This is a genomic window from Escherichia sp. MOD1-EC7003, from assembly GCF_002965065.1.
In the GTDB taxonomy this organism is placed as follows: Bacteria; Pseudomonadota; Gammaproteobacteria; order Enterobacterales; family Enterobacteriaceae; genus Escherichia.
On sequence record NZ_PTRE01000096.1, the window covers coordinates 1 to 26,458 of the forward strand.

Here is a 26,458-nt window from a genome sequence, read left to right on the forward strand (position 1 = left end):
TTAATGACCAATAGCGGACATTAAAAATGGCGAAAAACGGCCAATAATCTTGGCGTTGACAGCCGACCGCTGATTGACGCAGCGCTGGCGCGCAACGGTATTCAGGCGAATATTGTGCAGGAGATTGGTCATCCGGCGACGTTGTTCCCGATGGTAGCTGCTGGTATCGGCATCAGCGTTCTTCCGGCGCTTGCATTGCCGTTACCTGAAGGTAGCCCACTGGTGGTAAAGCGCATTACGCCGGTGGTGGAACGCCAGTTAATGCTGGCGCGCAGGAAGAACCGTTCACTTTCCACCGCCGCTGAAGCATTATGGGAGGTGGTACGCGACCAGGGGCGCGCATTGATGGCTGGTAGGGAAGGGGACCCCTTGTATCGAATTTAGTCTTACTTTTATCTGCCGGGAGAGCTCCGGCAGATAACTATCAGAAATTAAATTTAATGGAGTAGATTATCGCATCCTGGTAAAAATCTTCGCCCAGTTTGTCATCCGCATAACGATACTGAATCCCCGTAGTGATGTGTGAAGTTGCATTCCACCACAGTGCAACGGCACCGTTCAGGCCTTCTTTGCCGCCGTTACCTGCTGCGTAGGTGGCATCACGATCAAACTCGTACTCGTTCCAGTTGGTGAGGGTGAATTTTTCACTGCCCAACATAAAGCTGTAACCTGCAACCCAACCGGCTACATAACCGTTGTCGCCAGTGTAATATGTTTGATCTGTATAACGCTTAGCAAAGAATGGTTTAAACCACCAACCGCTGCCGGTGAAATTGTAGCCGATACCGTAAAGGAACATATCGTCGTGGAAATTCACGCGATTCGCAGAGCCGTAGGTGCCATACGCATGCAAGTAGAGATTAAATCCGGTGTCCCCCAGGTAAATACGGTTGGTATTTTTAAAAGTATAACGCTGCTCGCTACCCGGTTTATCATGACGATCATTATAAAAGTTTTCCCAGTCGAAGAACCCGTACATTTCTCCCCAACTAAAGTTAGCGCCACCTTCCAGTTCCAGATATCCAAAATCATCTTTGTGTGATTTGGTCGACGATTTCTCAGTGGTTCTGCTAGTCCAGTCAAGGTAATGAACACCTATATCAGCAAAACCGCCTTTAAATTCCGCATGGGATACTGTTGGTATCGCCAATACAGTAGAGAGTGTCAGAGTTAAAAGATGTTTCTTCATAGCATAATTCCCTATGCCGATCATTATTAGTTGATTTCTTAATAAAAAAGTTGATTAAAAGCGGCATATTGTTTATGCAAGGGAATGGAGAGTACCAATACAGTTTTTACAGCCTATTAATAGTGAAAAAATATAAATATATCGATATCGAATAACTATCGGATACATGAAAAAAGTGTATTGGTATGAGGCAGGGCAATCTCGTTATAAAAAGTCGAGTGATTAAACCCTACAAAAAAAGGATATATATGTCTCAGGCTCAATTTTCTCATAATCCACTGTATTGTATCGATATTATCCGGGCTTACAAACCTGAATTCACTCCACGAGTAGCCTTTATTTTGGGTTCCGGTCTGGGTTCATTAGCGGATCAGATTGAGAACGCCGTCGCAATTTCCTACGAAAAGTTGCCTGGGTTCCCTGTCAGTACGGTACACGGTCATGCGGGTGAACTGGTGCTGGGCCATCTCCAGGGGGTGCCGGTGGCGTGTATGAAAGGTCGCGGGCATTTCTACGAAGGTCGTGGGATGACCATCATGACGGATGCTATCCGCACTTTTAAGTTGCTGGGCTGCGAGTTGCTGTTCTGCACTAATGCGGCAGGCTCACTGCGTCCGGAAGTGGGGGCGGGCAGTCTGGTCGCATTGAAAGATCACATCAACACCATGCCGGGAACGCCGATGGTGGGTCTTAATGATGAACGTTTTGGTGAGCGCTTCTTCTCGCTGGCGAATGCCTACGATGAGGATTATCGCGCACTGTTACAGGCAGTGGCGAAAGAAGAGGGATTCCCACTGACAGAAGGTGTGTTTATCTCGTATCCGGGGCCGAACTTTGAGACAGCAGCTGAAATTCGCATGATGCAGATTATCGGCGGCGATGTCGTGGGGATGTCTGTAGTGCCTGAGGTGATTTCAGCTCGCCACTGCGACCTTAAGGTGGTTGCCGTTTCTGCGATTACCAATATGGCTGAAGGTCTGAGTGACGTGAAGCTTTCTCATGCCCAAACGCTGGCAGCAGCGGAACTCTCAAAGCAGAACTTTATTAATCTTATTTGCGGCTTTCTGCGCAAAATTGCCTAAGTAAAACAACAATAAACGGTCTCACTGGGGGAGGCCATATGATGCTGTCAGCGACAAGGAAACGATTATGAGCATCGCTTTGCGCTTAAAGGTAATGTCCTTTTTGCAATATTTTATTTGGGGGAGTTGGCTGGTTACCCTCGGTTCTTACATGATTAATACTCTTCATTTCACCGGTGCTAATGTTGGCATGGTCTACAGTTCCAAGGGGATCGCCGCGATTATTATGCCCGGTATAATGGGGATCATCGCAGACAAATGGTTGCGCGCAGAACGTGCATACATGCTGTGTCATCTGGTGTGCGCAGGCGTACTCTTTTATGCGGCATCCGTAACTGATCCGGATATGATGTTTTGGGTGATGTTAGTCAATGCGATGGCGTTTATGCCGACTATCGCGTTATCGAACAGCGTCTCTTATTCCTGTCTTGCCCAGGCAGGGCTTGACCCGGTAACCGCTTTCCCGCCTATTCGTGTTTTTGGTACGGTGGGATTCATTGTCGCGATGTGGGCAGTAAGCCTGCTGCATCTGGAATTGAGTAGTCTGCAGCTGTATATCGCATCCGGTGCGTCATTGCTGCTGTCGATTTATGCGCTGACTTTGCCGAAGATTCCGGTTGCGGAGAAAAAAGCGACCACATCGCTTGCCAGCAAGCTGGGTCTGGATGCCTTCGTGCTGTTTAAAAATCCACGTATGGCCATCTTTTTCCTCTTCGCCATGATGCTGGGTGCAGTACTGCAAATTACCAACGTTTTTGGCAACCCGTTCCTGCATGATTTTGCCCGTAATCCTGAGTTTGCTGATAGCTTCGTGGTGAAATATCCGTCAATTTTGCTGTCAGTTTCACAGATGGCTGAAGTTGGTTTCATTCTGACGATTCCGTTCTTTTTGAAACGTTTCGGCATTAAAACCGTCATGCTGATGAGTATGGTGGCCTGGACGCTGCGCTTTGGCTTCTTCGCCTATGGCGATCCATCACCAACCGGGTTTATTTTGCTGCTGCTGTCGATGATTGTTTACGGCTGTGCATTCGATTTCTTCAATATTTCTGGTTCGGTCTTTGTCGAACAGGAAGTTGATTCCAGCATTCGTGCCAGCGCCCAGGGGCTCTTTATGACCATGGTGAATGGCGTCGGCGCATGGGTTGGCTCGATTCTGAGCGGCATGGCAGTGGATTACTTCTCGGTGGATGGCGTGAAAGACTGGCATACCATTTGGCTGATGTTTGCAGGGTATGCTCTTTTCCTCGCAGTGATATTCTTCTTTGGGTTTAAATACAACCATGACCCTGAAAAGATAACGCATCGTTCAGTGACACATTAAAAGGATTCGCAGCTCTGATCTTCGGGGCTGCTTTTATGATAAAGGTTAACTAGTGAAAGATATTTTATTTTCTTCTGGCGTTGGTTTTGGCATTGGTGCTTTGTTTACAATTGTGCGATTACCTATTCCCGTTCCAAATGTATTACCGGGTATATTATCCATCGTGTTTATGTATGTAGGATATCTGGTGGTGAAATACTTTATGCCGTGATAATTTAATTCGATGTATTTATTATACGGAGCATTTAATTATGGAACGTGTTTATAGAACAGATCTTAAGTTGCTCCGTTATTTTCTTGCCGTAGCGGAAGAGTTACATTTTGGTCGCGCAGCAGCGCGTTTAAATATGTCTCAGCCTCCGCTCAGTATTCATATTAAAGAGCTGGAACATCAACTCGGCACACAGCTTTTTATTCGCCATTCGCGCAGCGTCGTACTGACACACGCGGGCAAAATCTTGATGGAAGAATCGCGTCGATTGCTGGTGAATGCAAATAATGTATTGGCTCGGGTTGAACAAATAGGTCGAGGAGAAGCAGGGAGGATTGAACTCGGCGTTGTGGGAACGGCAATGTGGGGACGGATGCGTCCGGTTATGCGGCGATTCCTGAGAGAAAATCCTAACGTTGAAGTTCTGTTTCGCGAAAATATGCCCGCAATGCAAATGGCCCTGCTGGAACGCCGCGAACTCGATGCCGGAATCTGGCGAATGGCGACAGAACCACCGGAAGGATTCACCAGCTTACGTTTGCACAAATCGGCTTTTTTGGTAGCGATACCTGAAGAACATCACCTATCGACACATTCTGCCATTCCGCTGGAAGCGCTACGTGACGAGTATTTTGTCACAATGCCGCCTGTGTACACTGATTGGGATTTTTTGCAGCGAGTTTGCCAACAGGTGGGATTTTCACCGGTTGTTATTCGCGAAGTTAATGAACCGCAAACGGTACTCGCCATGGTCAGTATGGGCATTGGTATCACATTGATAGCGGACAGCTACGCACAAATGAACTGGCCAGGTGTCATTTTTCGTCCGCTCAAAGAACGCATCCCGGCAGATTTATATATTGTTTATGAAACGCAGCAGGTTACGCCCGCGCTGGTTAAACTGCTGGCGGCGTTGGCGCAGTAAGTGAGGGGCACGGGAATTGCCGGAAATGGTAGATATAGTAGGTCTGATAAGCGAAGCGCATCAGGCGATTTCGCAAACCGCACATAGCAAAAAAGCGCCTTTAGGGCGCTTTTTTACATTGGTGGGTCGTGCAGGATGACTCGCTTCGCTCGCCCTTCGGGCCGTCGCCGCGAGCGGCTCCGTTGTTTCGCTACGCTCAACTCGAACCTGCAGCAGGTTCGAATCTTTGGGTATCGCACATAGCAAAAAAGCGCCTTTAGGGCGCCTTTTTACATTGGTGGGTCGTGCAGGATGACTCGCTTCGCTCGCCCTTCGGGCCGTCGCCGCGAGCGGCTCCGTTGTTTCGCTACGCTCAACTCGAACCTGCTGCAGGTTCGAATCTTTGAGTATCGCACATAGCAAAAAAGCGCCTTTAGGGCGCTTTTTTACATTGGTGGGTCGTGCAGGATTCGAACCTGCGACCAATTGATTAAAAGTCAACTGCTCTACCAACTGAGCTAACGACCCGAAGTGGTGGGTGATGACGGGATCGAACCGCCGACCCTCTCCTTGTAAGGGAGATGCTCTCCCAGCTGAGCTAATCACCCACTTCGGTACTTCACATTTTTACAAGAAATTTAGCTGGCGAGAAAGTGGTGGGTGATTACGGGATCGAACCGCCGACCCCCTCCTTGTAAGGGAGGTGCTCTCCCAGCTGAGCTAATCACCCACTTCTCAATTTCTTGTTACACTGCGGAGACTACATAAAGTAGTTGGTGGGTGATGACGGGATCGAACCGCCGACCCCCTCCTTGTAAGGGAGGTGCTCTCCCAGCTGAGCTAATCACCCCCGCTGTGTGGAGTCGCATTATAGGGAGAGTTCAAAATGAGTCAACGCATTTTCTAAATAATTTGTTTGTTCGTCGTAAAATTAAACAAAACGATCGCAATGCCATCTATGGAGCATGATTTATAAACAAAAAGGGCAAAGCGTGATGTTGAAACACCAACAACATTGAGGAATCAGCTTACAGTGTTAGAATAATCATTTGTAAAATCTAACGAACACTGCCGCCTGCCGGCATCTTTCTAAACGTAAGGCCATTTCATGAAAATCAAAACTCGCTTCGCGCCAAGCCCAACAGGCTATCTGCACGTTGGCGGCGCGCGTACTGCTCTTTACTCCTGGCTTTTTGCTCGTAACCACGGCGGTGAGTTCGTGCTGCGTATTGAAGACACCGATCTTGAGCGTTCCACGCCGGAAGCTATCGAAGCCATTATGGATGGCATGAATTGGCTGAGCCTGGAGTGGGATGAAGGTCCGTACTACCAGACCAAACGTTTTGATCGCTACAATGCGGTGATCGATCAGATGCTGGAAGAGGGCACTGCTTATAAATGCTATTGCTCTAAAGAGCGCCTGGAAGCGCTGCGCGAAGAGCAAATGGCAAAAGGTGAGAAGCCGCGTTATGACGGTCGCTGCCGCCACAGCCATGAGCATCATGCTGATGATGAACCGTGCGTTGTTCGTTTTGCTAACCCGCAGGAAGGTTCCGTTATTTTTGACGACCAGATCCGCGGGCCGATCGAGTTCAGCAACCAGGAGCTGGATGACCTGATTATCCGCCGTACCGATGGTTCCCCAACCTATAACTTCTGTGTGGTTGTCGATGACTGGGATATGGAAATCACCCACGTTATCCGTGGCGAAGACCATATCAACAACACGCCGCGTCAGATTAACATTCTGAAAGCCCTGAAAGCGCCGGTGCCGGTTTACGCGCACGTTTCTATGATCAACGGCGATGACGGTAAAAAACTGTCCAAACGTCACGGGGCGGTCAGCGTAATGCAGTATCGTGATGACGGTTATTTGCCAGAAGCACTGCTGAACTATCTGGTGCGTCTTGGCTGGTCTCATGGCGATCAGGAAATCTTCACTCGTGAAGAGATGATCAAATACTTTACCCTGAATGCCGTCAGCAAATCTGCCAGTGCGTTCAACACCGACAAACTGCTGTGGCTGAACCATCACTACATTAACGCACTGCCGCCGGAGTATGTTGCTACTCACTTACAGTGGCACATCGAGCAGGAGAATATCGATACCCACAACGGCCCGCAACTGGCTGATCTGGTAAAACTGCTGGGTGAACGCTGCAAAACGCTGAAAGAGATGGCACAGAGCTGCCGTTATTTCTACGAAGATTTTGCTGAGTTCGATGCCGACGCCGCGAAAAAACATCTGCGTCCGGTAGCGCGTCAGCCGCTGGAAGTGGTTCGTGACAAACTGGCCGCGATGACTGACTGGACCGCTGAAAACGTTCATCACGCTATTCAGGCAACGGCAGATGAGCTGGAAGTGGGTATGGGTAAAGTTGGTATGCCGCTGCGTGTCGCCGTAACCGGTGCGGGGCAGTCTCCGGCGCTGGATGTTACCGTTCACGCAATCGGTAAGACCCGCAGTATCGAGCGTATCAACAAAGCGCTGGCTTTTATTGCTGAACGCGAAAATCAGCAGTAATTAGCGCATAAAGGATAAACGGCAGGAGAGATACCCCTGCCGTTTTTTATTTATGCTGATTCATCTATGTCGAGACGAGCAAGGAAATTACGAATCCCTTCACGTGACAAAAATTGCGCAACTTTTTCCTGCTCACTGTGCGTCATATTGTCTATTGCGCTGATGATTTGCCGATAAGCAGGAGTGCGAATACCCGGTGCGTATTCGGCAAGGGGTTCTTCGGCTTCCAGAAGTATCGGTGTGTTATGGAAGGCTGGCGTGTTCTGAATAAACTCGCAAACTTGCGTGTCGACCAGAATAAGTCTGGCACGACCGCCTTTCACGCCAGGGAATTTTTCTGTTTTCCAGCCTTTTTCTCTGATCCAACGGTTAACAGTTTGTTTAGCCACACCGAGGCATTCTGCCAGTTCTTCGGTGGTCATTTTATTGCGTAATCTTTTCATATTATTTGCTATCGCGAATCCCTAAGCGTTGTAACAACCCGATAATCCCTTCCCGCAGAAACAAGGATGTAAACTGTTTTTGCTCAACTGGCGTCATCCTCTCCTTGAACATAACAATTCCCTGAATGTATGTGGGTCTATTAGTTGTTCATTTTATAACATCACTTTACAGGAAACCGTGACATGAATAACTACTGAATGCGAGCGGTTTTCCAAAATTGTTCATTTGCCTGATTTTTCAGCGATTGAAACTACACGCTGCAATTTGCCGTTGACACATTCGGGCGGAATTCATATGATGCCGCCCGTCAACTCGACAAGCTTTACGTGACGGGGCTATAGCTCAGCTGGGAGAGCGCTTGCATGGCATGCAAGAGGTCAGCGGTTCGATCCCGCTTAGCTCCACCAAATTTTGCACCCAGCAAATTTGGTACGTAAACGCCTCGTGGGGCTATAGCTCAGCTGGGAGAGCGCTTGCATGGCATGCAAGAGGTCAGCGGTTCGATCCCGCTTAGCTCCACCAAATTTCAAACCCTCGCTGCAAAGCGGGGGTTTTTTGTCTCTGCTTTTTGCCGCTTTTGTAATACAGTCTACTTCCGGGTTAGCGCCGCCTGGCGAAAGCATCATTGGATGAAAATCGGCAACAGGCGGGCCCTTGTTTGCTTCGCGATGCGAGTAAACTTATTATTTGTGTGCCTGAAACCCCGATCCGTGAGAGTAGTGTACTCATGTTTGTGGAGCATAACCTGATAAAAAATATCAAGATATTCACACTAGCGTTTACGCTCACCGTGGTACTTATTCAGCTATCCCGTTTTATTTCGCCACTTGCCATTATCCATTCCAGTTATATCTTTCTGGTGTGGATGCCACTGTGTGTAATGCTGTCAATCTTGTTTATCTTTGGCTGGCGCGGTGTCGTTCCCGTGTTATGCGGGATGTTTTGCACCAATCTGTGGAACTTCCATCTCTCTTTTTTACAGGCTGCGGTCATGCTCGGTAGCCAGACATTTATAGTGCTGTGTGCCTGTGCAATATTACGCTGGCAGCTGGGAACGCGTTGGCGTTATGGATTAACCAGCCGATATGTCTGGCAACGTCTGTTTTGGTTTGGTTTGGTGACGCCGATCGGCATCAAATGCAGCATGTATTTTGTGGGGCGCTTCTTTGATTTCCCGCTAAAGATATCCACCTTTTTCGGCGATGCGAATGCCATTTTCACGGTCGTTGATTTGTTAAGCCTTTTTACCGCTGTGCTGATTTACAACATGCTTTTTTACTATCTCACTCGCATGATTGTAAGTCCCCACTTTGCGCAGATATTGTGGTACAGAGATATCGCCCCGTCGTTGGGCAAAGAGAAACGCGCATTTACCTTAAGCTGGCTGGCAGCCTTAAGCGTGCTGCTACTTCTGCTGTGCACACCTTATGAAAACGACTTTATTGCCGGTTACCTGGTACCCGTTTTCTTCATCATCTTTACCCTTGGTGTCGGTAAGCTTCGCTATCCGTTTTTAAATCTCACCTGGGCTGTTTCAACGCTTTGCCTTCTGAATTACAACCAGAACTTTTTACAAGGGGTGGAAACCGAATATTCGCTGGCATTTATTCTCGCGGTGCTGATTTCCTTTAGCGTTTGCCTGCTCTATATGGTGCGCATTTATCATCGCAGTGAATGGCTTAATCGTCGCTGGCATTTGCAGGCGCTGACCGATCCGTTAACGCGCCTACCCAACGTTCGTGCGTTGGAACAAGCACTGGAGCAAGAGGCGGGCAAGAGTTTTTGTTGCCTGCGCATCGATAATCTTGAGTTTATGAGTCGTCATTACGGGTTAATGATGCGCGTTCATTGTATCCGCGCAATTTACCGCACGCTGTTGCCGTTGATGCAGGAAAACGAAAAGCTGTATCAATTGCCGGGTAGTGAACTGCTGTTAGTGCTGAGTGGACCGGAAACGGAAGGGCGACTCCAGCATATGGTTAACATCCTGAATAATCGGCGAATTTACTGGAACAATACCGGGCTGGATATGGGCTATGGTGCTGCCTGGGGGCGTTTTGATGGAAATCAGGAAACCCTGCAACCCTTGTTGGGGCAGTTAAGCTGGCTGGCAGAACAATCCTGTGCACATCATCATGTGCTGGCGCTGGATAGCAGAGAGGAGATGGTTTCCGGGCAGACCACTAAGCAGGTGCTATTGCTGAATACCATTCGTACGGCGTTAGAGCAGGGGGATTTGCTGCTCTACGCCCAGCCAATTCGCAACAAAGAGGGTGAAGGTTATGATGAGATCCTTGCGCGACTGAAATATGACGGCGGCATTATGACCCCGGATAAGTTTCTGCCCCTTATTGCTCAGTTTAACCTTAGTGCGCGTTTTGATTTGCAAGTGCTGGAATCCTTGTTGAAGTGGCTGGCAACACACCCTTGCGACAAGAAAGGTCCGCGCTTTTCAGTCAATTTAATGCCGCTCACGCTGCTGCAAAAGAATATCGCCGGGCAGATTATTCGTCTGTTTAAGCGTTATCACATTTCCCCGGAGGCAGTCATTCTTGAGATCACCGAGGAGCAGGCGTTTTCTAACGCAGAAAGCAGCATGTACAACATCGAGCAGCTGCATAAGTTTGGCTTCCGGATTGCGATTGATGACTTTGGCACCGGCTATGCCAACTACGAACGGTTAAAGCGTTTGCAGGCTGATATCATCAAAATTGATGGCATCTTTGTGAAAGATATCGTCACGAACACGCTGGATGCGATGATTGTGAGATCAATTACCGATCTGGCGAAAGCGAAGTCATTGAGTGTGGTCGCGGAGTTTGTCGAGACGCAACAGCAGCAGGCGCTACTGCACAAGCTCGGGGTACAATATCTGCAAGGGTATTTGATTGGTCGCCCGCAGCCATTAGCTGATTAACAGGCGTAAAAAAGCCGGGGAATTATCCCCGACTTTTTCAAAGCATGGACTTACAGCACCAGTGCTGCGATTGACGCAGACAGCACACTCACCAGCGTAGAACCATAAACCAGTTTCAGACCGAAGCGAGAAACCACGTTACCTTGCTCTTCATTCAGGCCTTTAACTGCGCCTGCGATAATCCCAATTGAAGAGAAGTTAGCGAAGGAAACCAGGAATACAGAGATGATGCCTTCAGCACGCGGAGAGAGCGTGGAGGCAATTTTCTGCAGATCCATCATCGCAACGAACTCGTTGGAAACCAGTTTGGTCGCCATGATACTGCCCACTTGCAGTGCTTCACTGGAAGGAACACCCATCACCCATGCAATTGGATAGAAGATGTAGCCCAGGATGCCCTGGAAGGAGATGCTGTAGCCAAACCAGCCCGTCACGGTGGCAAACAGTGCGTTAAGCGCGGCGATCAGGGCGATAAAGCCGATCAGCATCGCGGCTACGATAATGGCAACCTTGAAACCAGCCAGAATGTATTCACCCAGCATTTCGAAGAAGCTCTGACCTTCGTGCAGGTTGGACATCTGAATGTTTTCTTCACTGGCATCAACACGGTAAGGGTTGATCAGCGACAGTACAATAAAGGTGCTGAACATGTTCAGTACCAGCGCCGCAACGACGTATTTCGGCTCCAGCATCGTCATATATGCACCAACGATGGACATCGACACGGTGGACATCGCCGTGGCTGCCATGGTGTACATACGATTACGGGAGATTTTGCCGAGGATATCTTTATAGGCAATAAAGTTTTCAGACTGGCCCAGAATCAGGGAGCTGACAGCGTTAAAGGATTCCAGTTTGCCCATGCCGTTGACTTTGGAGAGCAGGAAACCAATTGCACGGATAATCACCGGCAACACACGAATGTGCTGGAGAATACCGATCAGTGCAGAGATAAAGACGATTGGGCACAGTACTTTCAGGAAGAAGAATGCCAGGCCTTGATCATTCATGCTACCAAAGACGAAGTTAGTCCCTTCGTTGGCAAATCCAAGCAGTTTTTCGAACATTTCGGAGAAGCTTTTCACGAAGCCCAAACCAACGTCGGAGTTCAGGAAGAACCACGCCAGTAACACTTCGATAACAAGCAGTTGAATAACATAACGGATACGAATTTTTTTGCGGTCGCTGCTTACCAGCAGTGCGAGAATCGCAACAACGGCAAGTGTCAGTACAAAATGAAGGACGCGGTCCATATTTGCTCCAAATATGAGGCAGATTATATTTCCGTGCACATTCTATGCAACATGGTTAAGGAAAACGAGATCTGACACACACTATAATGACGTCCTGTGACAAGCTTCAAAAATAGTGAGCTGTCATACATTTTTGCTATGTTGTGTATGGAAGCTGAAAGTTATGTAAATGTGCTAAGATTAAACATAACCATAACATTCAAGTCATCAATTTTTTCGTCGTCATAATCCAGGTCTATCAGAGAAATCACCACAATCCACACAAATGAATTTGATAATCATTCTCATTTGGCATAGCATAAAACATAGCAAAGGCTATGTTTTAGAGGCACAAGATGACGAACTATCGCGTTGATAGTAGCAGCGGACGGGCGGCGCGCAAGATGAGGCTCGCATTAATGGGACCTGCGTTCATTGCGGCGATTGGTTATATCGATCCTGGTAACTTTGCGACCAATATTCAGGCGGGCGCCAGCTTCGGTTATCAGCTCCTGTGGGTTGTCGTTTGGGCCAACCTGATGGCGATGCTGATTCAGCTCCTCTCGGCCAAACTAGGGATTGCCACCGGTAAAAATCTGGCAGAGCAGATTCGTGATCACTACCCGCGTCCCGTAGTGTGGTTCTATTGGGTTCAGGCAGAAATTATTGCGATGGCAACCGACCTGGCAGAATTTATTGGTGCGGCGATCGGTTTTAAACTCATTCTTGGTGTTTCTCTGTTGCAGGGCGCGGTGCTGACGGGGATCGCGACTTTCCTGATTTTAATGCTGCAACGTCGCGGGCAAAAACCGCTGGAGAAAGTGATTGGCGGGTTACTGTTGTTTGTTGCCGCGGCTTACATTGTCGAGTTGATTTTCTCCCGGCCTAACCTGGCACAGCTGGGTAAAGGAATGGTGATCCCGAGTTTACCCACTTCGGAGGCGGTCTTCCTGGCGGCAGGCGTGTTAGGGGCGACAATTATGCCGCACGTCATTTATTTGCACTCTTCGCTCACTCAACATTTACATGGCGGTTCGCGTCAACAACGTTATTCTGCCACCAAATGGGATGTGGCTATCGCCATGACTATTGCTGGTTTCGTCAATCTGGCGATGATGGCGACAGCTGCCGCCGCGTTTCACTTTTCTGGTCATACTGGTGTTGCCGATCTTGATGAGGCTTATCTGACGTTGCAACCGCTGTTAAGCCATGCAGCGGCAACGGTCTTTGGATTAAGCCTGGTTGCTGCCGGACTGTCCTCAACGGTGGTGGGGACACTGGCGGGGCAAGTGGTGATGCAGGGCTTCATTCGATTCCATATCCCGCTGTGGGTGCGTCGTACAGTCACCATGTTGCCGTCATTTATTGTCATTCTGATGGGATTAGATCCGACACGGATTCTGGTTATGAGTCAGGTGCTGTTAAGTTTTGGTATTGCCCTGGCGCTGGTTCCACTGCTGATTTTCACAAGTGACAGCAAGTTGATGGGCGATCTGGTGAACAGCAAACGCGTAAAACAGACTGGCTGGGTGATTGTGGTGCTGGTAGTGGCGCTGAATATCTGGTTGTTGGTGGGGACGGCGCTGGGATTATAGTTCAAATGGCGTCGCACCTGGCACCATTGGCGGATGCGGCGTAAACGCCTTATCTGCCCTACGCGTTAAAGAGCCGGTTTGTAGGCCTGATAAGACGCGTTTAATGGCGGTGTCCATGTCCGCGGCCTTTTGGGCGATGATCGTCACGGTCGCGCCAGCCTTCACGATAGCCACGCTCATACGCTTCACGCTTATCCCAGCCACGGTGATAGCCATTATCATGGCGCCACCAACGGTTTTTACGCCATTCATAATTGCGATGCCAGTAGTCACGGTCACGCCAGTAACCACCGTCCCAGTAATTACCGTAATGATCGCGATCGCCAATTTGTAATTTGATTGATGGCAGTAGGGTGATTTCACCTGCGTTTGCCGCAAGCGGGGTAAATGCCATCAGGGCGACCGCCAGAAACAGTGACCTGAACATTGTTATTCTCCTTCACGATCGAAGCCGTCAGCGGCCTGTTAACGCAATATTACGGGAAGGTAAATCTCCGTATCATCGACATAACTCTTAAATCATAAAGGAGAGCATTTTTTGCTAACCGTCATCGCGGGGTGGCTGTTGCTTCGGACGATTGACCATCATCATCGGCTTACCTGCTAATAACAGCCATGCCGGAAGCATGACGATACAGAGCAGCGGTAGCAATGTGGTATTGGGTACAACGACTGCCGCCATAAAAAGGCTTAACCAGCCATCGCGTGTTACCACTAGCACGATGCCGAGAATAGCACAGGAAATGGTTATTGCCGCCGGAACGGCGGGAACGTGCTCATGTAGCATCAACCCTAACGCCACGCCGACAAACACTGCCGGGAAGATTCGCCCACCGCGAAAACCACTGGCGGCAGCAACGACAAGGGCGGCAAGTTTAATCACCGCCAGCAAAAAGTAATCGCTGGTGCTAAAGGCCTGGTTTGCCATCATCTGCTGCATCTCATCCAGCCCTTTAAACAGCGAAACAGGCCCGCCAATAACGCCCAGAATACCGAGAATAAACCCGCCAATCCCCATCATGAGCACCGGATTTTTAATCTGATGCATCATCGCGTGCAGCCGTGGCAGACACCACACAGCAACCATCCCCGCCGCGATGGCAATCGCCGCCACAATCGCACCGCTGATGATATCTGTCATTTCCATCTGCCCGTAATGGGCAATGGGCAGTGAAAAATGAGGATGGAAAAATAGACCTGTCGTCAGCGCGCCAGTCGCTGCCGCCATTAACGGCGCAAAGAGACGATCCCATAACGGGACTTCATAATTGCCATTTAATGTTTGTGAAAATATCAACGCCGCCGCAACGGGTGTGCCAAATAGTGCGCCAATGGTTCCGGCAGAGGCTAAAATAGTCCACTCCATGCGGTCAACGCGTGGTAACAGACGAGCACCAATAGCGACCGCGAGGGCAATATTGACTGTCATTATCGGATGTTCTGGTCCGAGACTGACACCACCAGCAAGCCCGAGAATTAATGCTACGATCAATCCGGGGAGTGCTGAGGGGGGAACCGGCGCGCCAATGAGTGGTTCACAGGCAGGGTCCGGCCCGGCATGTCCCTTGCTGAAATGGATAACTAACCCCACAGCTACCCCAGTCAACGTTAAAATTCCAATGATCCAGAGAGGTGAATCCTGGGCTATTCCCAGAGTTCCTGGCAGTCGTTGCCAGAGCAAATTCTGTAATACTGAGGCGATTTTCATCACCACAATCAGAATAAGACTGGACGCAATCCCAATTGCCACGGCGGGGAGCGATAATAACAACATAGTTCTGGCTCGCGGATGGAGCATATTCTATTCCTTATGCGGGGTCAGATACTTAGTTTGCCCAGCTTGCAAAAAGGCATCGCTGCAATTGGTGCTGAAACGATAAAGTAATTGTGTGACCCAGATCGATATTTACAGGGAGCTTGCCGTTCCGGCGTTGTTGTTATGCCCCCAGGAATTTACAGTGTGAGAAAGAATTATTTTGACTTTAGCGGAGCAGTTGAAGAATGACAAAGTATGCATTAGTCGGTGATGTGGGCGGCACCAACGCACGTCTTGCTCTGTGTGATATTGCCAGTGGTGAAATCTCGCAGGCTAAGACCTATTCAGGGCTTGATTACCCCAGCCTCGAAGCGGTCATTCGCGTTTATCTTGAAGAACATAAGGTCGAGGTGAAAGAGGGCTGTATTGCCATCGCTTGCCCAATTACCGGTGACTGGGTGGCAATGACTAACCACACCTGGGCGTTTTCGATTGCTGAAATGAAAAAAAATCTTGGTTTTAGCCATCTGGAAATTATCAACGATTTTACCGCTGTATCGATGGCGATCCCGATGCTGAAAAAAGAGCATTTGATTCAGTTTGGTGGCGCAGAACCGGTAGAAGGTAAGCCTATTGCGGTTTACGGAGCCGGAACGGGGCTTGGGGTTGCGCATCTGGTCCATGTCGATAAGCGTTGGGTAAGCTTGCCGGGCGAAGGCGGTCACGTTGATTTTGCGCCGAATAGTGAAGAAGAGGCCATTATCCTCGAAATACTACGTGCGGAAATTGGCCATGTTTCGGCAGAGCGCGTGCTTTCTGGCCCAGGCCTGGTGAATCTGTATCGCGCGATTGTGAAAGCCGACAACCGCCTGCCAGAAAATCTCAAGCCAAAAGATATTAGTGAACGCGCATTGGCTGACAACTGCACCGATTGCCGCCGGGCGTTGTCGCTATTTTGCGTTATTATGGGTCGTTTTGGCGGCAATCTGGCGCTCAATCTCGGCACATTTGGCGGCGTGTTCATTGCGGGCGGTATCGTGCCACGCTTCCTTGAGTTCTTCAAAGCTTCTGGTTTCCGTGCCGCATTTGAAGATAAAGGGCGCTTTAAAGAATATGTCCATGATATTCCGGTGTATCTCATCGTCCATGACAATCCTGGCCTTCTCGGTTCCGGTGCACATTTACGCCAGACCTTAGGTCACACTCTCTGATTCCTTCCTGTTAATACGGGAGGTTTTCCTCCCGTTTACCTTTTTTATCAACTAGTTAAAGAATAAATCACTTTGTGACCCCTCACAAGGCCGACCTGCGTCACACTTCCGTACAACGGGATTAATTGTCCAGTAAATGCATTATTTGTCTGATAACGACGCTTTGTTTTGCACGTTCATAATTTCATTCGTCAACTATCACTGAACGAGGAATTAATGATGAGTAAAAAACTGATTGCCTTATGTGCCTGCCCGATGGGCCTGGCTCACACTTTTATGGCTGCTCAGGCGCTGGAAGAAGCGGCGGTGGAAGCAGGCTATGAAGTGAAAATTGAAACTCAGGGCGCGGATGGTATCCAGAACCGCCTGACTGCGCAGGATATTGCCGAAGCGGCCATCATCATCCACTCCGTGGCAGTCACCCCGGAAGATAACGAACGTTTTGAGTCTCGCGACGTTTATGAAATCACTTTGCAGGACGCAATTAAAAACGCTGCGGGCATCATCAAAGAAATCGAAGAGATGATTGCCTCTGAACAACAGTAATATTTGACAGGGATAACTTTATGGCCATTAAAAAACGCAGTGCAACCGTTGTGCCTGGCGCATCCGGTGCGGCAGCGGCAGTTAAGAATCCGCAGGCCTCTAAAAGCAGCTTCTGGGGTGAACTCCCGCAGCATGTGATGTCAGGGATTTCACGCATGGTGCCGACCTTAATTATGGGCGGTGTGATCCTCGCTTTCAGCCAGCTGATTGCTTATAGCTGGCTTAAAATTCCTGCTGATATCGGCATCATGGATGCGCTCAATAGCGGGAAATTTACCGGTTTCGACCTCTCATTACTGAAATTTGCCTGGCTGTCGCAATCCTTTGGCGGCGTGCTGTTTGGTTTTGCCATTCCGATGTTTGCTGCCTTTGTGGCTAACTCCATCGGCGGCAAGCTGGCGTTTCCTGCCGGGTTTATTGGCGGGTTGATGTTTACCCAGCCGACGCAACTGCTGAACTTTGATCCCAGCACGATGCAGTGGGTGACCTCAGCACCGGTGCCGTCCACCTTCATTGGTGCGCTGATTATTTCCATTGTCGCGGGTTACGTCGTGAAATGGATGAACCAGAAAATCCAGTTACCCGATTTCCTGTTAGCGTTCAAAACCACATTTTTGCTCCCGATTCTTTCTGCCATTTTTGTCATGCTGGCGATGTACTACGTGATCACCCCGTTTGGCGGCTGGATCAACGGCGGTATCCGAACCGTGCTGACCGCGGCAGGTGAGAGGGGCACGCTGATGTACGCTATGGGGATCGCGGCGGCGACAGCAATCGACTTGGGTGGCCCGATCAACAAAGCGGCAGGTTTCGTTGCCTTTAGCTTTACGACAGACCACATATTACCAGTCACCGCACGTTCTATCGCTATCGTTATTCCACCGATTGGTCTGGGTCTGGCGACCATTATTGACCGTCGTTTAACCGGCAAACGCCTGTTCAACGCTCAACTTTATCCGCAGGGTAAGACCGCGATGTTCCTTGCCTTTATGGGAATTAGTGAAGGTGCGATTCCGTTTGCGCTGGAAAGCCCTATCACTGCCATTCCGTCCTATATGGTTGGCGCGATTGTCGGTTCCACCGCCGCTGTCTGGCTGGGCGCAGTGCAATGGTTCCCGGAGTCCGCTATCTGGGCATGGCCGCTTGTCACTAACCTGGGCGTCTACATGGCGGGGATCGCGCTGGGGGCAATCATAACTGCGCTGATGGTGGTGTTCCTGCGTCTGATTATGTTCCGTAAAGGCAAATTGTTAATCGATAGCCTGTAAGAAGGAAAATCCAGATGACATTACTCGCTTCGCTGCGCGACTGGCTTAAGGCGCAACAACTGGATGCAGTGCTTCTCTCCTCACGGCAGAACAAACAGCCGCATCTGGGGATCTCCACGGGCTCAGGCTATGTGGTGATTAGCCGTGAGAGCGCGCACATTCTGGTGGATTCGCGCTATTACGCAGATGTAGAAGCCCGCACGCAAGGCTACCAGCTACATTTGCTCGACGCGACGCACACGCTTACCACCATCGTTAATCAAATCATTACTGATGAGCATCTGCAAACGCTCGGTTTTGAAGGCCAACAGGTGAGTTGGGAAACCGCGCACCGCTGGCAGGCTGAACTTAATGCAACGCTGGTTAGTGCCACGCCGGATGTACTGCGGCAAATCAAAACGCCAGAGGAGGTGGAGAAAATCCGCCTCGCTTGTGGGATTGCCGATCGCGGAGCAGAGCATATTCGCCGTTTTATACAGGCGGGGATGAGCGAGCGCGAGATAGCCGCTGAGCTGGAGTGGTTTATGCGCCAGCAGGGCGCAGAAAAAGCCTCTTTTGACACTATTGTCGCCAGCGGCTGGCGTGGGGCGCTGCCGCACGGTAAAGCCAGCGACAAGATTGTTGCAGCGGGCGAGTTTGTCACTCTCGATTTCGGTGCGCTGTATCAGGGCTACTGCTCTGATATGACGCGCACCTTGCTGGTGAATGGCGAAGGGGTGAGCGCCGAATCTCACCCGCTGTTTAATGTGTATCAGATTGTTCTGCAGGCACAGCTTGCGGCAATCTCCGCGATTCGCCCTGGTGTGCGCTGCCAGCAGGTTGACGATGCCGCGCGCCGGGTCATTACAGAAGCCGGTTATGGTGACTATTTCGGTCATAACACCGGTCATGCTATCGGCATTGAAGTACATGAAGATCCGCGTTTTTCACCGCGGGACACCACGACGCTTCAGCCAGGTATGTTACTGACCGTGGAGCCGGGGATTTATTTGCCAGGGCAAGGGGGGATACGCATCGAAGATGTCGTGTTGGTTACCCCGCAAGGTGCAGAAGTACTCTACGCCATGCCGAAAACAGTGTTGCTCACGGGAGAGGCATAATGGATATATCACTATTAAAAGCGTTGAGCGAGGCAGATGCGATCGCCTCCTCGGAACAGGAAGTGCGGCAGATCCTGCTGGATGAAGCAGATCGCCTGCAAAAAGAGGTTCGTTTTGATGGTCTGGGATCGGTGTTGATTCGCCTCAATGAATCGACAGGTCCGAAGGTGATGATCTGTGCGCATATGGACGAAGTGGGATTTATGGTGCGCAGCATCTCCCGCGAAGAGTGCAAAATTCCCGGCCTGCTTGACGGCGATCGGCAGGGGAATGACGTCAGCGCCATGCGCGTGGACATTGGCGCACGCTCCTATGACGAAGTGATACAGGCGGGAATTCGTCCAGGCGATCGCGTCACCTTCGATACTACGTTTCAGGTTCTGCCTCACCAGCGGGTAATGGGGAAAGCCTTTGATGACCGCCTCGGTTGCTATCTGCTGGTGACGTTACTGCGCGAACTGCACGACGCCGAACTGCCGCGGAAGTGTGGCTGGTGGCCAGCTCCAGTGAAGAGGTCGGCGTACGCGGCGGGCAAACTGCCACCCGCGCGGTGTCGCCGGACGTCGCCATTGTGCTTGATACCGCCTGCTGGGCGAAAAACTTTGATTATGGCGCGGCTAACCATCGCCAGATTGGTAACGGCCCGATGCTGGTACTAAGCGACAAGTCGCTGATTGCGCCGCCAAAACTTACCGCGTGGATCGAAACCGTCGCGGCAGAAATTGGCGTGCCGTTGCAGGCAGATATGTTCAGCAACGGCGGCACAGATGGTGGAGCGGTGCACTTAACCGGCACCGGCGTGCCAACGGTGGTGATGGGGCCAGCCACCCGCCACGGACATTGCGCGGCATCGATTGCTGACTGCCGCGACATTTTGCAGATGCAGCAACTTTTATCTGCCCTTATTCAACGTCTTACGCGTGAGACGGTTGTTCAACTGACGGATTTCAGATGATCTCCTGATTGACCCGGAGTGGTTATGTTAACGATTCAATTTCTCTGTCCTTTGCCTAACGGTCTGCATGCCCGTCCGGCGTGGGAACTTAAAGAACAGTGCAGCCAGTGGCAAAGTGAAGTCACCTTTATTAACCATCGTCAGAACGCAAAGGCCGATGCGAAAAGCTCGCTGGCGCTGATTGGCACCGGCACTTTATTTAATGACAGTTGCAGCCTGAACATTAGCGGTAGCGATGAAGAGCAGGCACGGCGCGTGCTGGAAGAGTATATCCAGGTGCGCTTTATCGATAGTGACAGCGTTCAGCCGACGCAGGCCGAACTGACGGCGCATCCGCTGCCGCGTTCATTAAGCCGCCTGAATCCCGATTTACTGTACGGCAATGTGCTGGCGAGTGGCGTCGGCATAGGTACGCTAACGTTATTACAGAGCGACAGCCTTGACAGTTATCGGGCGATCCCTGCCAGTGCGCAAGATTCCACTCGACTGGAACACAGCCTGGCAACGCTTGCCGAGCAACTGAACCAGCAGTTGCGCGAGCGTGACGGCGAAAGCAAAACCATTCTCAGCGCTCATTTGTCGCTGATTCAGGATGAAGAGTTTGCGGGCAATATCCGTCGCCTGATGGCTGATCAGCATCAGGGGCTGGGAGCGGCGATTATCAGCAATATGGAGCAGGTTTGCGACAAGCTTTCTGCCTCTGCCAGTGACTATCTGCGCGAGCGGGTCAGCGATATACGCGATATCAGCGAGCAATTGCTGCATATCACCTGGCCAGAACTGAAGCCGCGCAATAATCTGGTGCTTGAAAAACCGACCATTCTGGTCGCCGAAGATTTAACTCCAAGCCAGTTCCTGAGCCTCGATTTAAAAAATCTTGCGGGCATGATTCTGGAAAAAACCGGACGCACCTCGCATACCCTGATTCTGGCGCGTGCCTCGGCGATCCCGGTATTGAGTGGCCTGCCGCTGGATGCAATTGCACGTTATGCCGGACAACCGGCGGTGCTTGACGCCCAGTGCGGTGTGCTGGCGATTAACCCGAATGACGCAGTGAGCGGTTATTATCAGGTTGCACAGACGCTGGCAGATAAACGTCAGCAACAACAGGCGCAGGCTGCGGCACAACTGGCCTATTCCCGTGATAACAAGCGCATTGATATCGCGGCGAATATCGGCACTGCTCTGGAAGCGCCTGGCGCGTTTGCCAACGGCGCGGAAGGCGTCGGGCTGTTCCGTACCGAAATGTTGTATATGGATCGCGACAGCGCGCCGGACGAACAGGAACAGTTTGAAGCCTACCAGCAGGTGCTACTGGCGGCGGGCGACAAGCCAATTATTTTCCGCACGATGGACATCGGCGGCGATAAAAGCATTCCTTACCTCAACATTCCCCAGGAAGAGAACCCGTTCCTCGGCTATCGTGCGGTACGTATTTACCCGGAATTTGCAGGCCTGTTCCGCACTCAACTGCGGGCTATTTTGCGTGCCGCCAGTTTCGGCAACGCCCAGTTGATGATCCCGATGGTCCACAGCCTCGATCAGATCTTATGGGTGAAGGGCGAGATCCAAAAAGCGATCGTTGAGCTTAAGCGCGATGGCCTGCGTCATGCAGAGACGATTACGCTTGGGATCATGGTGGAAGTGCCGTCGGTATGCTACATCATCGACCACTTCTGCGATGAGGTCGATTTCTTCAGTATCGGCTCCAACGATATGACCCAGTATCTGTATGCGGTCGATCGTAATAACCCGCGCGTATCGCCGCTGTATAACCCGATTACACCATCATTCCTTCGCATGTTGCAGCAGATAATTACCACTGCGCATCAGCGGGGCAAATGGGTAGGCATTTGCGGTGAGCTGGGCGGCGAAAGCCGTTATCTGCCGCTACTGCTTGGGCTGGGCCTTGATGAGCTAAGTATGAGTAGCCCACGCATTCCTGCGGTGAAAAGCCAGCTTCGTCAGTTAGATAGCGAGGCGTGTCGGGAACTGGCGCGTCAGGCATGCGATTGCCGCAGTGCGCAGGAGATTGAAGCGTTACTCACCACCTTTACACCGGAAGAAGACGTTCGCCCGCTGCTGGCGCTGGAGAATATCTTCGTTGACCAGGCCTTTAGCAATAAAGAGCAGGCGATTCAGTTCTTGTGCGGTAACCTTGGCGTTAACGGACGCACTGAACATCCGTTCGAGCTGGAAGAAGATGTCTGGCAGCGGGAAGAGATTGTCACCACCGGTGTTGGTTTTAGCGTGGCGATCCCGCACACGAAATCTCAGTGGATCCGTCATTCCAGTATCAGCATAGCCCGCCTGGTGAAACCTATCGACTGGCAATCAGAGATGGGCGACGTGGAACTGGTGATCATGCTGACGTTGGGCGCCAACGAAGGAATGAATCATGTGAAAGTCTTTTCGCAACTGGCGCGTAAACTGGTGAATAAAAACTTCCGTCAATCGCTGTTCGCAGCAAGTGATGCGCAAAGTATTCTGACGCTGCTGGAAACGGAATTAACTTTATAAATCAGCTCTGAAAACGGGCGCTGTACTCTCCCGGCGTCAGGCCAAACTGACGCCGGAAGACGCGACAAAAATAGTCGCTGTCCGGAAAGCCGCAACGCTGCGCCACTTCATGAATCGACAGATGATATTTCTGCAAAATCATCCTCGCCTTCGCCATTCGTACCCAACGAACATACTCGATAAAACGCATCGTCCCATGCTGCGCAAACAGTTTTGACAGATGATTTGGCGTGATATTAAAAAACTGTGCCACGCTCTCGCGGGTGAGCGGTTGCGCGTAGTTATCCTGAACCCAGTTACAAACGCTGTGATAGAGAAAATCGCCGCGCGGCTGCGAATGACCCGGCGGCATGTCCACAACATTCCGGTAAAGATGCAGCAAACTTAACACCAGTGGCTGAATGATATTTTGCTCCTGCGGCGAACGACTGAGATGGGTGAGGGCGGTGAGCATCGCTTCACCTTCACCGCGTTGCAGGCTGGGAAGCTGGATCTGGCGAACCGGATGTAGTAACGACGTGGTGCGGCTATCGTAAAACGATAACCCAAGCCAGGTCGGCGCGAACACCAGGCTTAACAGCATCACCGGTTTGTTGTTGACCGGTAAATTAGCCGCACGCGCCGGAATAAACAGCATTTCGCCTTCCACCATGCGCTGCTGCTTTGCTTCCAGCAGGTTGCCATATTCGCCGCGCAGCACGATATCCAGACGGGGAAAATCAATACATAAACTGCCCACCGGCAATGAGGCAGGCTGGCTGGCAAACCAGACGCGCCCCAGCAGTTGCGAGTTAAGCAGCAGGCCGCTGAACAGATCGGCGAAAAATTGTTGATCGGCGGGCAAGCCTGTTGCTTTCATGAAAATTCCCGATTAAAGATGCATTAACTGCCTGAATTCCTTGACCTTGCTGCGGCTAACCGGCACTTCAAAATCCAGATCTTTCAGTCGCAGAATGTAGGTGTTATTAAACCATGGTTCGATTTCGCGTATTTTGTTCAGATTGACACAAAATGAGCGATGGCAGCGGAAAAAATGCGACGACGGCAGCTTGCTGCAAAACTCGGTAATGTTCATCGGCATTACGTAGGATTCACGCCGCGTATAAACAAAGGTCATTTTCTCGTGTGCTTCGGCGTAATAGATATCGTTAATTGGCGTGACGATTATTCGCTCATCTTTCACCAGATTAATGGTGTCATTCTCACGCGTTACCGTTGCGGCAGGCGTATTGCTGGTCTGCTGTTGCTGCCAGGCCGCTTCCAGTTTTTGCAGCATCCCGGTGATGCGCGACTCCTGATACGGTTTGAGAATGTAGTCAAACGCCTCCAGTTCAAACGCTTCCACCGCATGTTCTTTCCACGCGGTGATAAACACAATAAACGGTTTATGGGCGAACTGGCTGATGTTTTGTGCCAGCAGCACGCCATCCAGCGACGGAATATTGATATCCAGAAAAATGGCGTCGACGCGGTTATGTTGCAAAAACTTCAACACGTCCAGACCGTCGTCAAAGGTGCCGACAATCTCCATCTGGCTGTGTTCTTTAATCAGCCAGCTCAGTTCCTGTTGTGCCAGGAATTCGTCTTCAACAATGATGACTTTCACAATATCACTCCGGCTCAAAGCAATAACGTCGCCTGTGAGGCGACAGGGGTGCGTTGGTTAGGAATGTAAAACGCAATCTCCGTCCCCGGCTCCAGGCGGCGGATATGCAGCCCCTCGCCATACAATAACTTCACGCGATGGTGCACATTCAACAGGCCGATTTTATTGCCCGGCATTTCATTCGCTTCGACCCGTTCAATCACCTTTGGATCGATGCCGTTCCCGGTATCGCGCACCGCAATGCGTACCCGATTACCGCACTCTGCAACGCTAATGGTGACAACGCCTTTACCCTTGCAAGGCTGAATACCGTGGACAATGGCGTTTTCCACCAACGGCTGGATCAGCAGGCTGGGAATGCAGCAATTCACCTCTTCATCAATATCATAGATAACCGTCAGCTTGTCGCCAAAGCGGGCCTGCTCAATGGCAATATAGTCTTTAATTTGATACAGCTCTTTTTTGATGTCGATTTGCTCATCGTCTTTTAATTCAATGTTATAGCGCAGATAACGTGACAGATTAAAGATCAGCTGGCGAGCGGTATCCGGATTCAGACGGATTGACGATGAAATAGCGTTCAGGGCGTTAAACAGAAAATGGGGATTAATTTTGCTTTGCAGGGCGCGAAGCTCTGCCTTATTTGCCATTTCACGCAGCTGCTCGGCGCGTGAAATCTCCAGTTGCGTGGAGATGATTTGCGACAGACCTACCGCCATTTCCTGTAATGACGAGGTTATCTGATGCGCGTGGCAGTAGTAAATTTTCAGCGTCCCGGTCACAACGCCTTTCTCCCACAATGGGATCACCAGCATCGAGTGGATTTCCGGTGTACGGTGGGCTTCATCATTGTTTTTAATAATGATTTTCCCGTAATTCATCGCCTGACGCGTCGTTGGGCTAATGAAGTCATCGCCATTCTGATAGTTATGTTCACCCACGCCAACATAGGCCAGCACATGATCGGTATTGGTAATGGCTACCGCATCGGCATGAATATCATCGCGGATAATTTCGCAGACCTTGCGTAATGACTCGCTATTGACATGGCGAAACAGGGGCAGCGTTTTGTTGGCAATATCCAGTGCCAGCTTGGCCTGCCGTGCGGCGCTGGCCTCTTTTTCGCCCTCAACGCTTTGCACCAGCAGCACAATGAAGCCGATACAGACGCTGCCGAGGATCATTGGAATCCCAATTTTGGAGACGATATCAATCCCCAGTGCGGTGGTTGGCGCCCAGACAATCACCAGAATCATGGTCAACGTTTCACACAACATGCCGCCGAGAATACCGACACGCCAGCGCTGCGCTTTGGGAATTTTCAGGTTGATCCAGCCCGATATACAACCCGCCAGAATACTGGTGATAAAGCAGGGGATTGCCGTCACGCCGCCGATATCAATTAAATAACGGTGGATACCCGCGATCACGCCGGTAATGATGCCTACCCACGGGCCAAACAGAATCCCGCCGGACATCACCGCGATAATACGTACGTTCACCAGCGAACCTTCTACAGGAACACCGGACCAGGTACTGAACAGGGCGAACAGCGAGAAAATGGCGGTAACGGCGAGCAGCTCTTTCGGTGAGTGTGCTGACTTGTGCAACAGTTCGCGAAACAGGCGGATACGGATGAGAAAGAACAGGCAGATAAGCATTAACGCTGCCCGATCGAAGACCGCCAGCAGCATGTTGAATATTTCGTGCACGGGTGACTCTGACTAAGGATTAAACCTCTATGATAGGTAACCTGAAGGCTGATGACCAGCAGGCCGTTTTTGAGGAAAAACCACAATTTTAAAAGGGGATTGAAAGATGAATGGTGTATTAGTAATGCATCTCTTGGTAATGCACGGCTGGTTGGTAAATTTATTGAAATTATAATGTTAATTAAATGATGGAAATTTCCTTGTTGGCGTAGCTAAACTTCCTGTTTTTAAAACCGTGTTCCTCATTTAAAGCCATTGATAAAAATGTTCTAAAACGCTGGACAGACAGAAATTAGTCAGGCTATTTTCAAAACAGCCACAATCGTGGCAGCGACGCTCGGACGGTCCGGGCGCTAACTAAT

21 protein-coding genes, 6 tRNA genes, 2 other RNA genes and 3 pseudogenes are annotated in these 26,458 nt (G+C 50.5%); 17 read left to right on the plus strand and 15 right to left on the minus strand.

Annotated features, from left to right (window positions below; all coding sequences use genetic code 11):
* Positions 1-60 precede the first annotated feature (60 nt).
* Positions 61-384: pseudogene (locus A7090_RS17510) on the plus strand (LysR substrate-binding domain-containing protein); the annotation flags it as partial.
* A gap of 40 nt (positions 385-424) precedes the next feature.
* Here the strand turns inward: A7090_RS17510 and A7090_RS17515 are convergent.
* Positions 425-1,189 carry a nucleoside-specific channel-forming Tsx family protein gene (locus A7090_RS17515; RefSeq protein WP_105274981.1) on the minus strand — a complete coding sequence of 255 codons (765 nt, stop codon included), beginning with the start codon at positions 1,187-1,189 and terminating at the stop codon, positions 425-427.
* Between the two features lie 248 nt (positions 1,190-1,437).
* On the opposite strand from A7090_RS17515, the gene xapA reads away from it, so the two are divergent.
* The 4 genes from xapA (at position 1,438) to xapR (ending at position 4,731) form a co-directional block, all read left to right on the plus strand.
* Positions 1,438-2,271: a xanthosine phosphorylase gene (gene xapA, locus A7090_RS17520; RefSeq protein ID WP_105274982.1), complete on the plus strand. Its 834-nt coding sequence runs from the start codon at positions 1,438-1,440 to the stop codon at positions 2,269-2,271.
* A gap of 67 nt (positions 2,272-2,338) precedes the next feature.
* Positions 2,339-3,595: a xanthosine/proton symporter XapB gene (xapB, locus tag A7090_RS17525; RefSeq protein WP_105274983.1), complete on the plus strand. Its 1,257-nt coding sequence runs from the start codon at positions 2,339-2,341 to the stop codon at positions 3,593-3,595.
* Between the two features lie 52 nt (positions 3,596-3,647).
* The gene (locus tag A7090_RS17530) at positions 3,648-3,806 is read left to right on the plus strand and encodes a DUF1427 family protein (protein WP_000651752.1); all 159 of its coding nucleotides are present in this window, start codon (positions 3,648-3,650) and stop codon (positions 3,804-3,806) included.
* Positions 3,807-3,846: 40 nt separating this feature from the next.
* The gene (gene xapR / locus A7090_RS17535; protein ID WP_105274984.1) at positions 3,847-4,731 is read left to right on the plus strand and encodes a DNA-binding transcriptional regulator XapR; all 885 of its coding nucleotides are present in this window, start codon (positions 3,847-3,849) and stop codon (positions 4,729-4,731) included.
* Between the two features lie 119 nt (positions 4,732-4,850).
* On the opposite strand, the gene A7090_RS17540 is transcribed toward xapR, so the two are convergent.
* The 6 genes from A7090_RS17540 to A7090_RS17565 form a co-directional block, all read right to left on the minus strand.
* Positions 4,851-4,975: non-coding RNA, RtT sRNA (locus A7090_RS17540), on the minus strand.
* Between the two features lie 31 nt (positions 4,976-5,006).
* Positions 5,007-5,138: non-coding RNA, RtT sRNA (locus A7090_RS17545), on the minus strand.
* Positions 5,139-5,162: 24 nt separating this feature from the next.
* A tRNA-Lys gene (locus A7090_RS17550) sits at positions 5,163-5,238 on the minus strand.
* Positions 5,239-5,242: 4 nt separating this feature from the next.
* A tRNA-Val gene (locus A7090_RS17555) sits at positions 5,243-5,318 on the minus strand.
* Between the two features lie 46 nt (positions 5,319-5,364).
* A tRNA-Val gene (locus A7090_RS17560) sits at positions 5,365-5,440 on the minus strand.
* 44 nt (positions 5,441-5,484) lie between these two features.
* Positions 5,485-5,560 (minus strand) — tRNA-Val (locus A7090_RS17565).
* Positions 5,561-5,818: 258 nt separating this feature from the next.
* Between A7090_RS17565 and gltX the strand changes: the two genes are divergently transcribed.
* Complete coding sequence (gene gltX, locus A7090_RS17570) at positions 5,819-7,234, plus strand: glutamate--tRNA ligase (RefSeq protein ID WP_105274985.1); 1,416 nt, start codon at positions 5,819-5,821, stop codon at positions 7,232-7,234.
* A 50-nt stretch (positions 7,235-7,284) separates the two neighbouring features.
* Here the strand turns inward: gltX and A7090_RS17575 are convergent, their stop codons facing one another.
* Both A7090_RS17575 and A7090_RS17580 read right to left on the minus strand, forming a co-directional pair.
* Complete coding sequence (locus A7090_RS17575) at positions 7,285-7,677, minus strand: MerR family transcriptional regulator (RefSeq protein ID WP_105274986.1); 393 nt, start codon at positions 7,675-7,677, stop codon at positions 7,285-7,287.
* A 1-nt stretch (position 7,678) separates the two neighbouring features.
* Positions 7,679-7,795, minus strand: a pseudogene (locus tag A7090_RS17580) (YfeC-like transcriptional regulator); the annotation flags it as partial.
* Between the two features lie 214 nt (positions 7,796-8,009).
* Here A7090_RS17580 and A7090_RS17585 point away from each other — a divergent pair.
* From A7090_RS17585 to A7090_RS17595, 3 genes are all read left to right on the plus strand, one after another.
* A tRNA-Ala gene (locus A7090_RS17585) sits at positions 8,010-8,085 on the plus strand.
* Positions 8,086-8,124: 39 nt separating this feature from the next.
* Positions 8,125-8,200, plus strand: a tRNA-Ala gene (locus A7090_RS17590).
* 205 nt (positions 8,201-8,405) lie between these two features.
* Positions 8,406-10,595, plus strand: a complete 2,190-nt coding sequence (locus A7090_RS17595; protein WP_105274987.1) for a bifunctional diguanylate cyclase/phosphodiesterase — start codon at positions 8,406-8,408, stop codon at positions 10,593-10,595.
* 50 nt (positions 10,596-10,645) lie between these two features.
* On the opposite strand, the gene nupC is transcribed toward A7090_RS17595, so the two are convergent.
* A complete protein-coding gene (gene nupC, locus A7090_RS17600) occupies positions 10,646-11,848 on the minus strand; it encodes a nucleoside permease NupC (protein WP_105274988.1) in 1,203 nt (400 codons plus the stop codon).
* Between the two features lie 265 nt (positions 11,849-12,113).
* On the opposite strand from nupC, the gene A7090_RS27315 reads away from it, so the two are divergent.
* Both A7090_RS27315 and A7090_RS17605 read left to right on the plus strand, forming a co-directional pair.
* Entirely contained in the window at positions 12,114-12,203 is a 90-nt protein-coding gene (locus tag A7090_RS27315; protein ID WP_446718727.1) for a hypothetical protein, read from the plus strand.
* Positions 12,184-13,422, plus strand: coding sequence for an Nramp family divalent metal transporter (locus A7090_RS17605; RefSeq protein ID WP_105274989.1), 1,239 nt, complete (start codon positions 12,184-12,186; stop codon positions 13,420-13,422). The genes A7090_RS27315 and A7090_RS17605 overlap by 20 nt, the downstream gene beginning before the upstream one ends.
* A gap of 100 nt (positions 13,423-13,522) precedes the next feature.
* Here A7090_RS17605 and ypeC read toward each other — a convergent pair whose 3' ends face one another.
* Together ypeC and A7090_RS17615 are read right to left on the minus strand one after the other, a co-directional pair.
* Positions 13,523-13,849: a DUF2502 domain-containing protein YpeC gene (ypeC, locus tag A7090_RS17610; RefSeq protein WP_105274990.1), complete on the minus strand. Its 327-nt coding sequence runs from the start codon at positions 13,847-13,849 to the stop codon at positions 13,523-13,525.
* A gap of 114 nt (positions 13,850-13,963) precedes the next feature.
* Complete coding sequence (locus A7090_RS17615) at positions 13,964-15,220, minus strand: ion channel protein (protein WP_105274991.1); 1,257 nt, start codon at positions 15,218-15,220, stop codon at positions 13,964-13,966.
* A 203-nt stretch (positions 15,221-15,423) separates the two neighbouring features.
* Here A7090_RS17615 and glk point away from each other — a divergent pair, with 203 nt between their 5' ends.
* The 6 genes and pseudogenes from glk to ptsP all read left to right on the plus strand — a co-directional run bounded on the left by glk (position 15,424) and on the right by ptsP (position 22,778).
* Positions 15,424-16,389, plus strand: coding sequence for a glucokinase (gene glk, locus A7090_RS17620; RefSeq protein ID WP_105274992.1), 966 nt, complete (start codon positions 15,424-15,426; stop codon positions 16,387-16,389).
* 219 nt (positions 16,390-16,608) lie between these two features.
* Entirely contained in the window at positions 16,609-16,935 is a 327-nt protein-coding gene (locus A7090_RS17625) for a PTS fructose transporter subunit IIB (RefSeq protein WP_097448332.1), read from the plus strand.
* A gap of 20 nt (positions 16,936-16,955) precedes the next feature.
* Complete coding sequence (locus tag A7090_RS17630; protein WP_105274993.1) at positions 16,956-18,203, plus strand: PTS fructose transporter subunit IIC; 1,248 nt, start codon at positions 16,956-16,958, stop codon at positions 18,201-18,203.
* 14 nt (positions 18,204-18,217) lie between these two features.
* The gene (gene ypdF, locus A7090_RS17635; RefSeq protein WP_105274994.1) at positions 18,218-19,303 is read left to right on the plus strand and encodes an aminopeptidase; all 1,086 of its coding nucleotides are present in this window, start codon (positions 18,218-18,220) and stop codon (positions 19,301-19,303) included.
* A 185-nt stretch (positions 19,304-19,488) separates the two neighbouring features.
* Positions 19,489-20,258 (plus strand): annotated as a pseudogene (gene ypdE / locus A7090_RS17640) (aminopeptidase).
* A gap of 24 nt (positions 20,259-20,282) precedes the next feature.
* Complete coding sequence (gene ptsP, locus A7090_RS17645; protein ID WP_105274995.1) at positions 20,283-22,778, plus strand: phosphoenolpyruvate--protein phosphotransferase; 2,496 nt, start codon at positions 20,283-20,285, stop codon at positions 22,776-22,778.
* A 1-nt stretch (position 22,779) separates the two neighbouring features.
* Here ptsP and A7090_RS17650 read toward each other — a convergent pair whose 3' ends face one another.
* The 3 genes from A7090_RS17650 to ypdA are packed head-to-tail and all read right to left on the minus strand — an operon-like array spanning position 22,780 to position 26,096.
* A complete protein-coding gene (locus A7090_RS17650; protein WP_105274996.1) occupies positions 22,780-23,637 on the minus strand; it encodes an AraC family transcriptional regulator in 858 nt (285 codons plus the stop codon).
* Between the two features lie 12 nt (positions 23,638-23,649).
* Positions 23,650-24,384, minus strand: coding sequence for a two-component system response regulator YpdB (ypdB, locus tag A7090_RS17655; RefSeq protein ID WP_105274997.1), 735 nt, complete (start codon positions 24,382-24,384; stop codon positions 23,650-23,652).
* Between the two features lie 14 nt (positions 24,385-24,398).
* On the minus strand, positions 24,399-26,096 hold the full coding sequence (gene ypdA / locus A7090_RS17660) for a two-component system sensor histidine kinase YpdA (protein ID WP_105274998.1): 1,698 nt from the start codon (positions 26,094-26,096) through the stop codon (positions 24,399-24,401).
* Positions 26,097-26,458: the final 362 nt, after the last annotated feature.

Bases quoted from the DNA above. Each gene is read 5' to 3' on its own strand.
- A7090_RS17515 (WP_105274981.1), bottom strand. From the start codon at position 1,189: ATGAAGAAACATCTTTTAACTCTGACACTCTCTACTGTATTGGCGATA.
- xapA (WP_105274982.1), top strand. From the start codon at position 1,438: ATGTCTCAGGCTCAATTTTCTCATAATCCACTGTATTGTATCGATATT.
- xapB (WP_105274983.1), top strand. From the start codon at position 2,339: ATGAGCATCGCTTTGCGCTTAAAGGTAATGTCCTTTTTGCAATATTTT.
- xapR (WP_105274984.1), top strand. From the start codon at position 3,847: ATGGAACGTGTTTATAGAACAGATCTTAAGTTGCTCCGTTATTTTCTT.
- gltX (WP_105274985.1), top strand. From the start codon at position 5,819: ATGAAAATCAAAACTCGCTTCGCGCCAAGCCCAACAGGCTATCTGCAC.
- A7090_RS17575 (WP_105274986.1), bottom strand. From the start codon at position 7,677: ATGAAAAGATTACGCAATAAAATGACCACCGAAGAACTGGCAGAATGC.
- A7090_RS17595 (WP_105274987.1), top strand. From the start codon at position 8,406: ATGTTTGTGGAGCATAACCTGATAAAAAATATCAAGATATTCACACTA.
- nupC (WP_105274988.1), bottom strand. From the start codon at position 11,848: ATGGACCGCGTCCTTCATTTTGTACTGACACTTGCCGTTGTTGCGATT.
- A7090_RS27315 (WP_446718727.1), top strand. From the start codon at position 12,114: ATGAATTTGATAATCATTCTCATTTGGCATAGCATAAAACATAGCAAA.
- A7090_RS17605 (WP_105274989.1), top strand. From the start codon at position 12,184: ATGACGAACTATCGCGTTGATAGTAGCAGCGGACGGGCGGCGCGCAAG.
- ypeC (WP_105274990.1), bottom strand. From the start codon at position 13,849: ATGTTCAGGTCACTGTTTCTGGCGGTCGCCCTGATGGCATTTACCCCG.
- A7090_RS17615 (WP_105274991.1), bottom strand. From the start codon at position 15,220: ATGCTCCATCCGCGAGCCAGAACTATGTTGTTATTATCGCTCCCCGCC.
- glk (WP_105274992.1), top strand. From the start codon at position 15,424: ATGACAAAGTATGCATTAGTCGGTGATGTGGGCGGCACCAACGCACGT.
- A7090_RS17625 (WP_097448332.1), top strand. From the start codon at position 16,609: ATGAGTAAAAAACTGATTGCCTTATGTGCCTGCCCGATGGGCCTGGCT.
- A7090_RS17630 (WP_105274993.1), top strand. From the start codon at position 16,956: ATGGCCATTAAAAAACGCAGTGCAACCGTTGTGCCTGGCGCATCCGGT.
- ypdF (WP_105274994.1), top strand. From the start codon at position 18,218: ATGACATTACTCGCTTCGCTGCGCGACTGGCTTAAGGCGCAACAACTG.
- ptsP (WP_105274995.1), top strand. From the start codon at position 20,283: ATGTTAACGATTCAATTTCTCTGTCCTTTGCCTAACGGTCTGCATGCC.
- A7090_RS17650 (WP_105274996.1), bottom strand. From the start codon at position 23,637: ATGAAAGCAACAGGCTTGCCCGCCGATCAACAATTTTTCGCCGATCTG.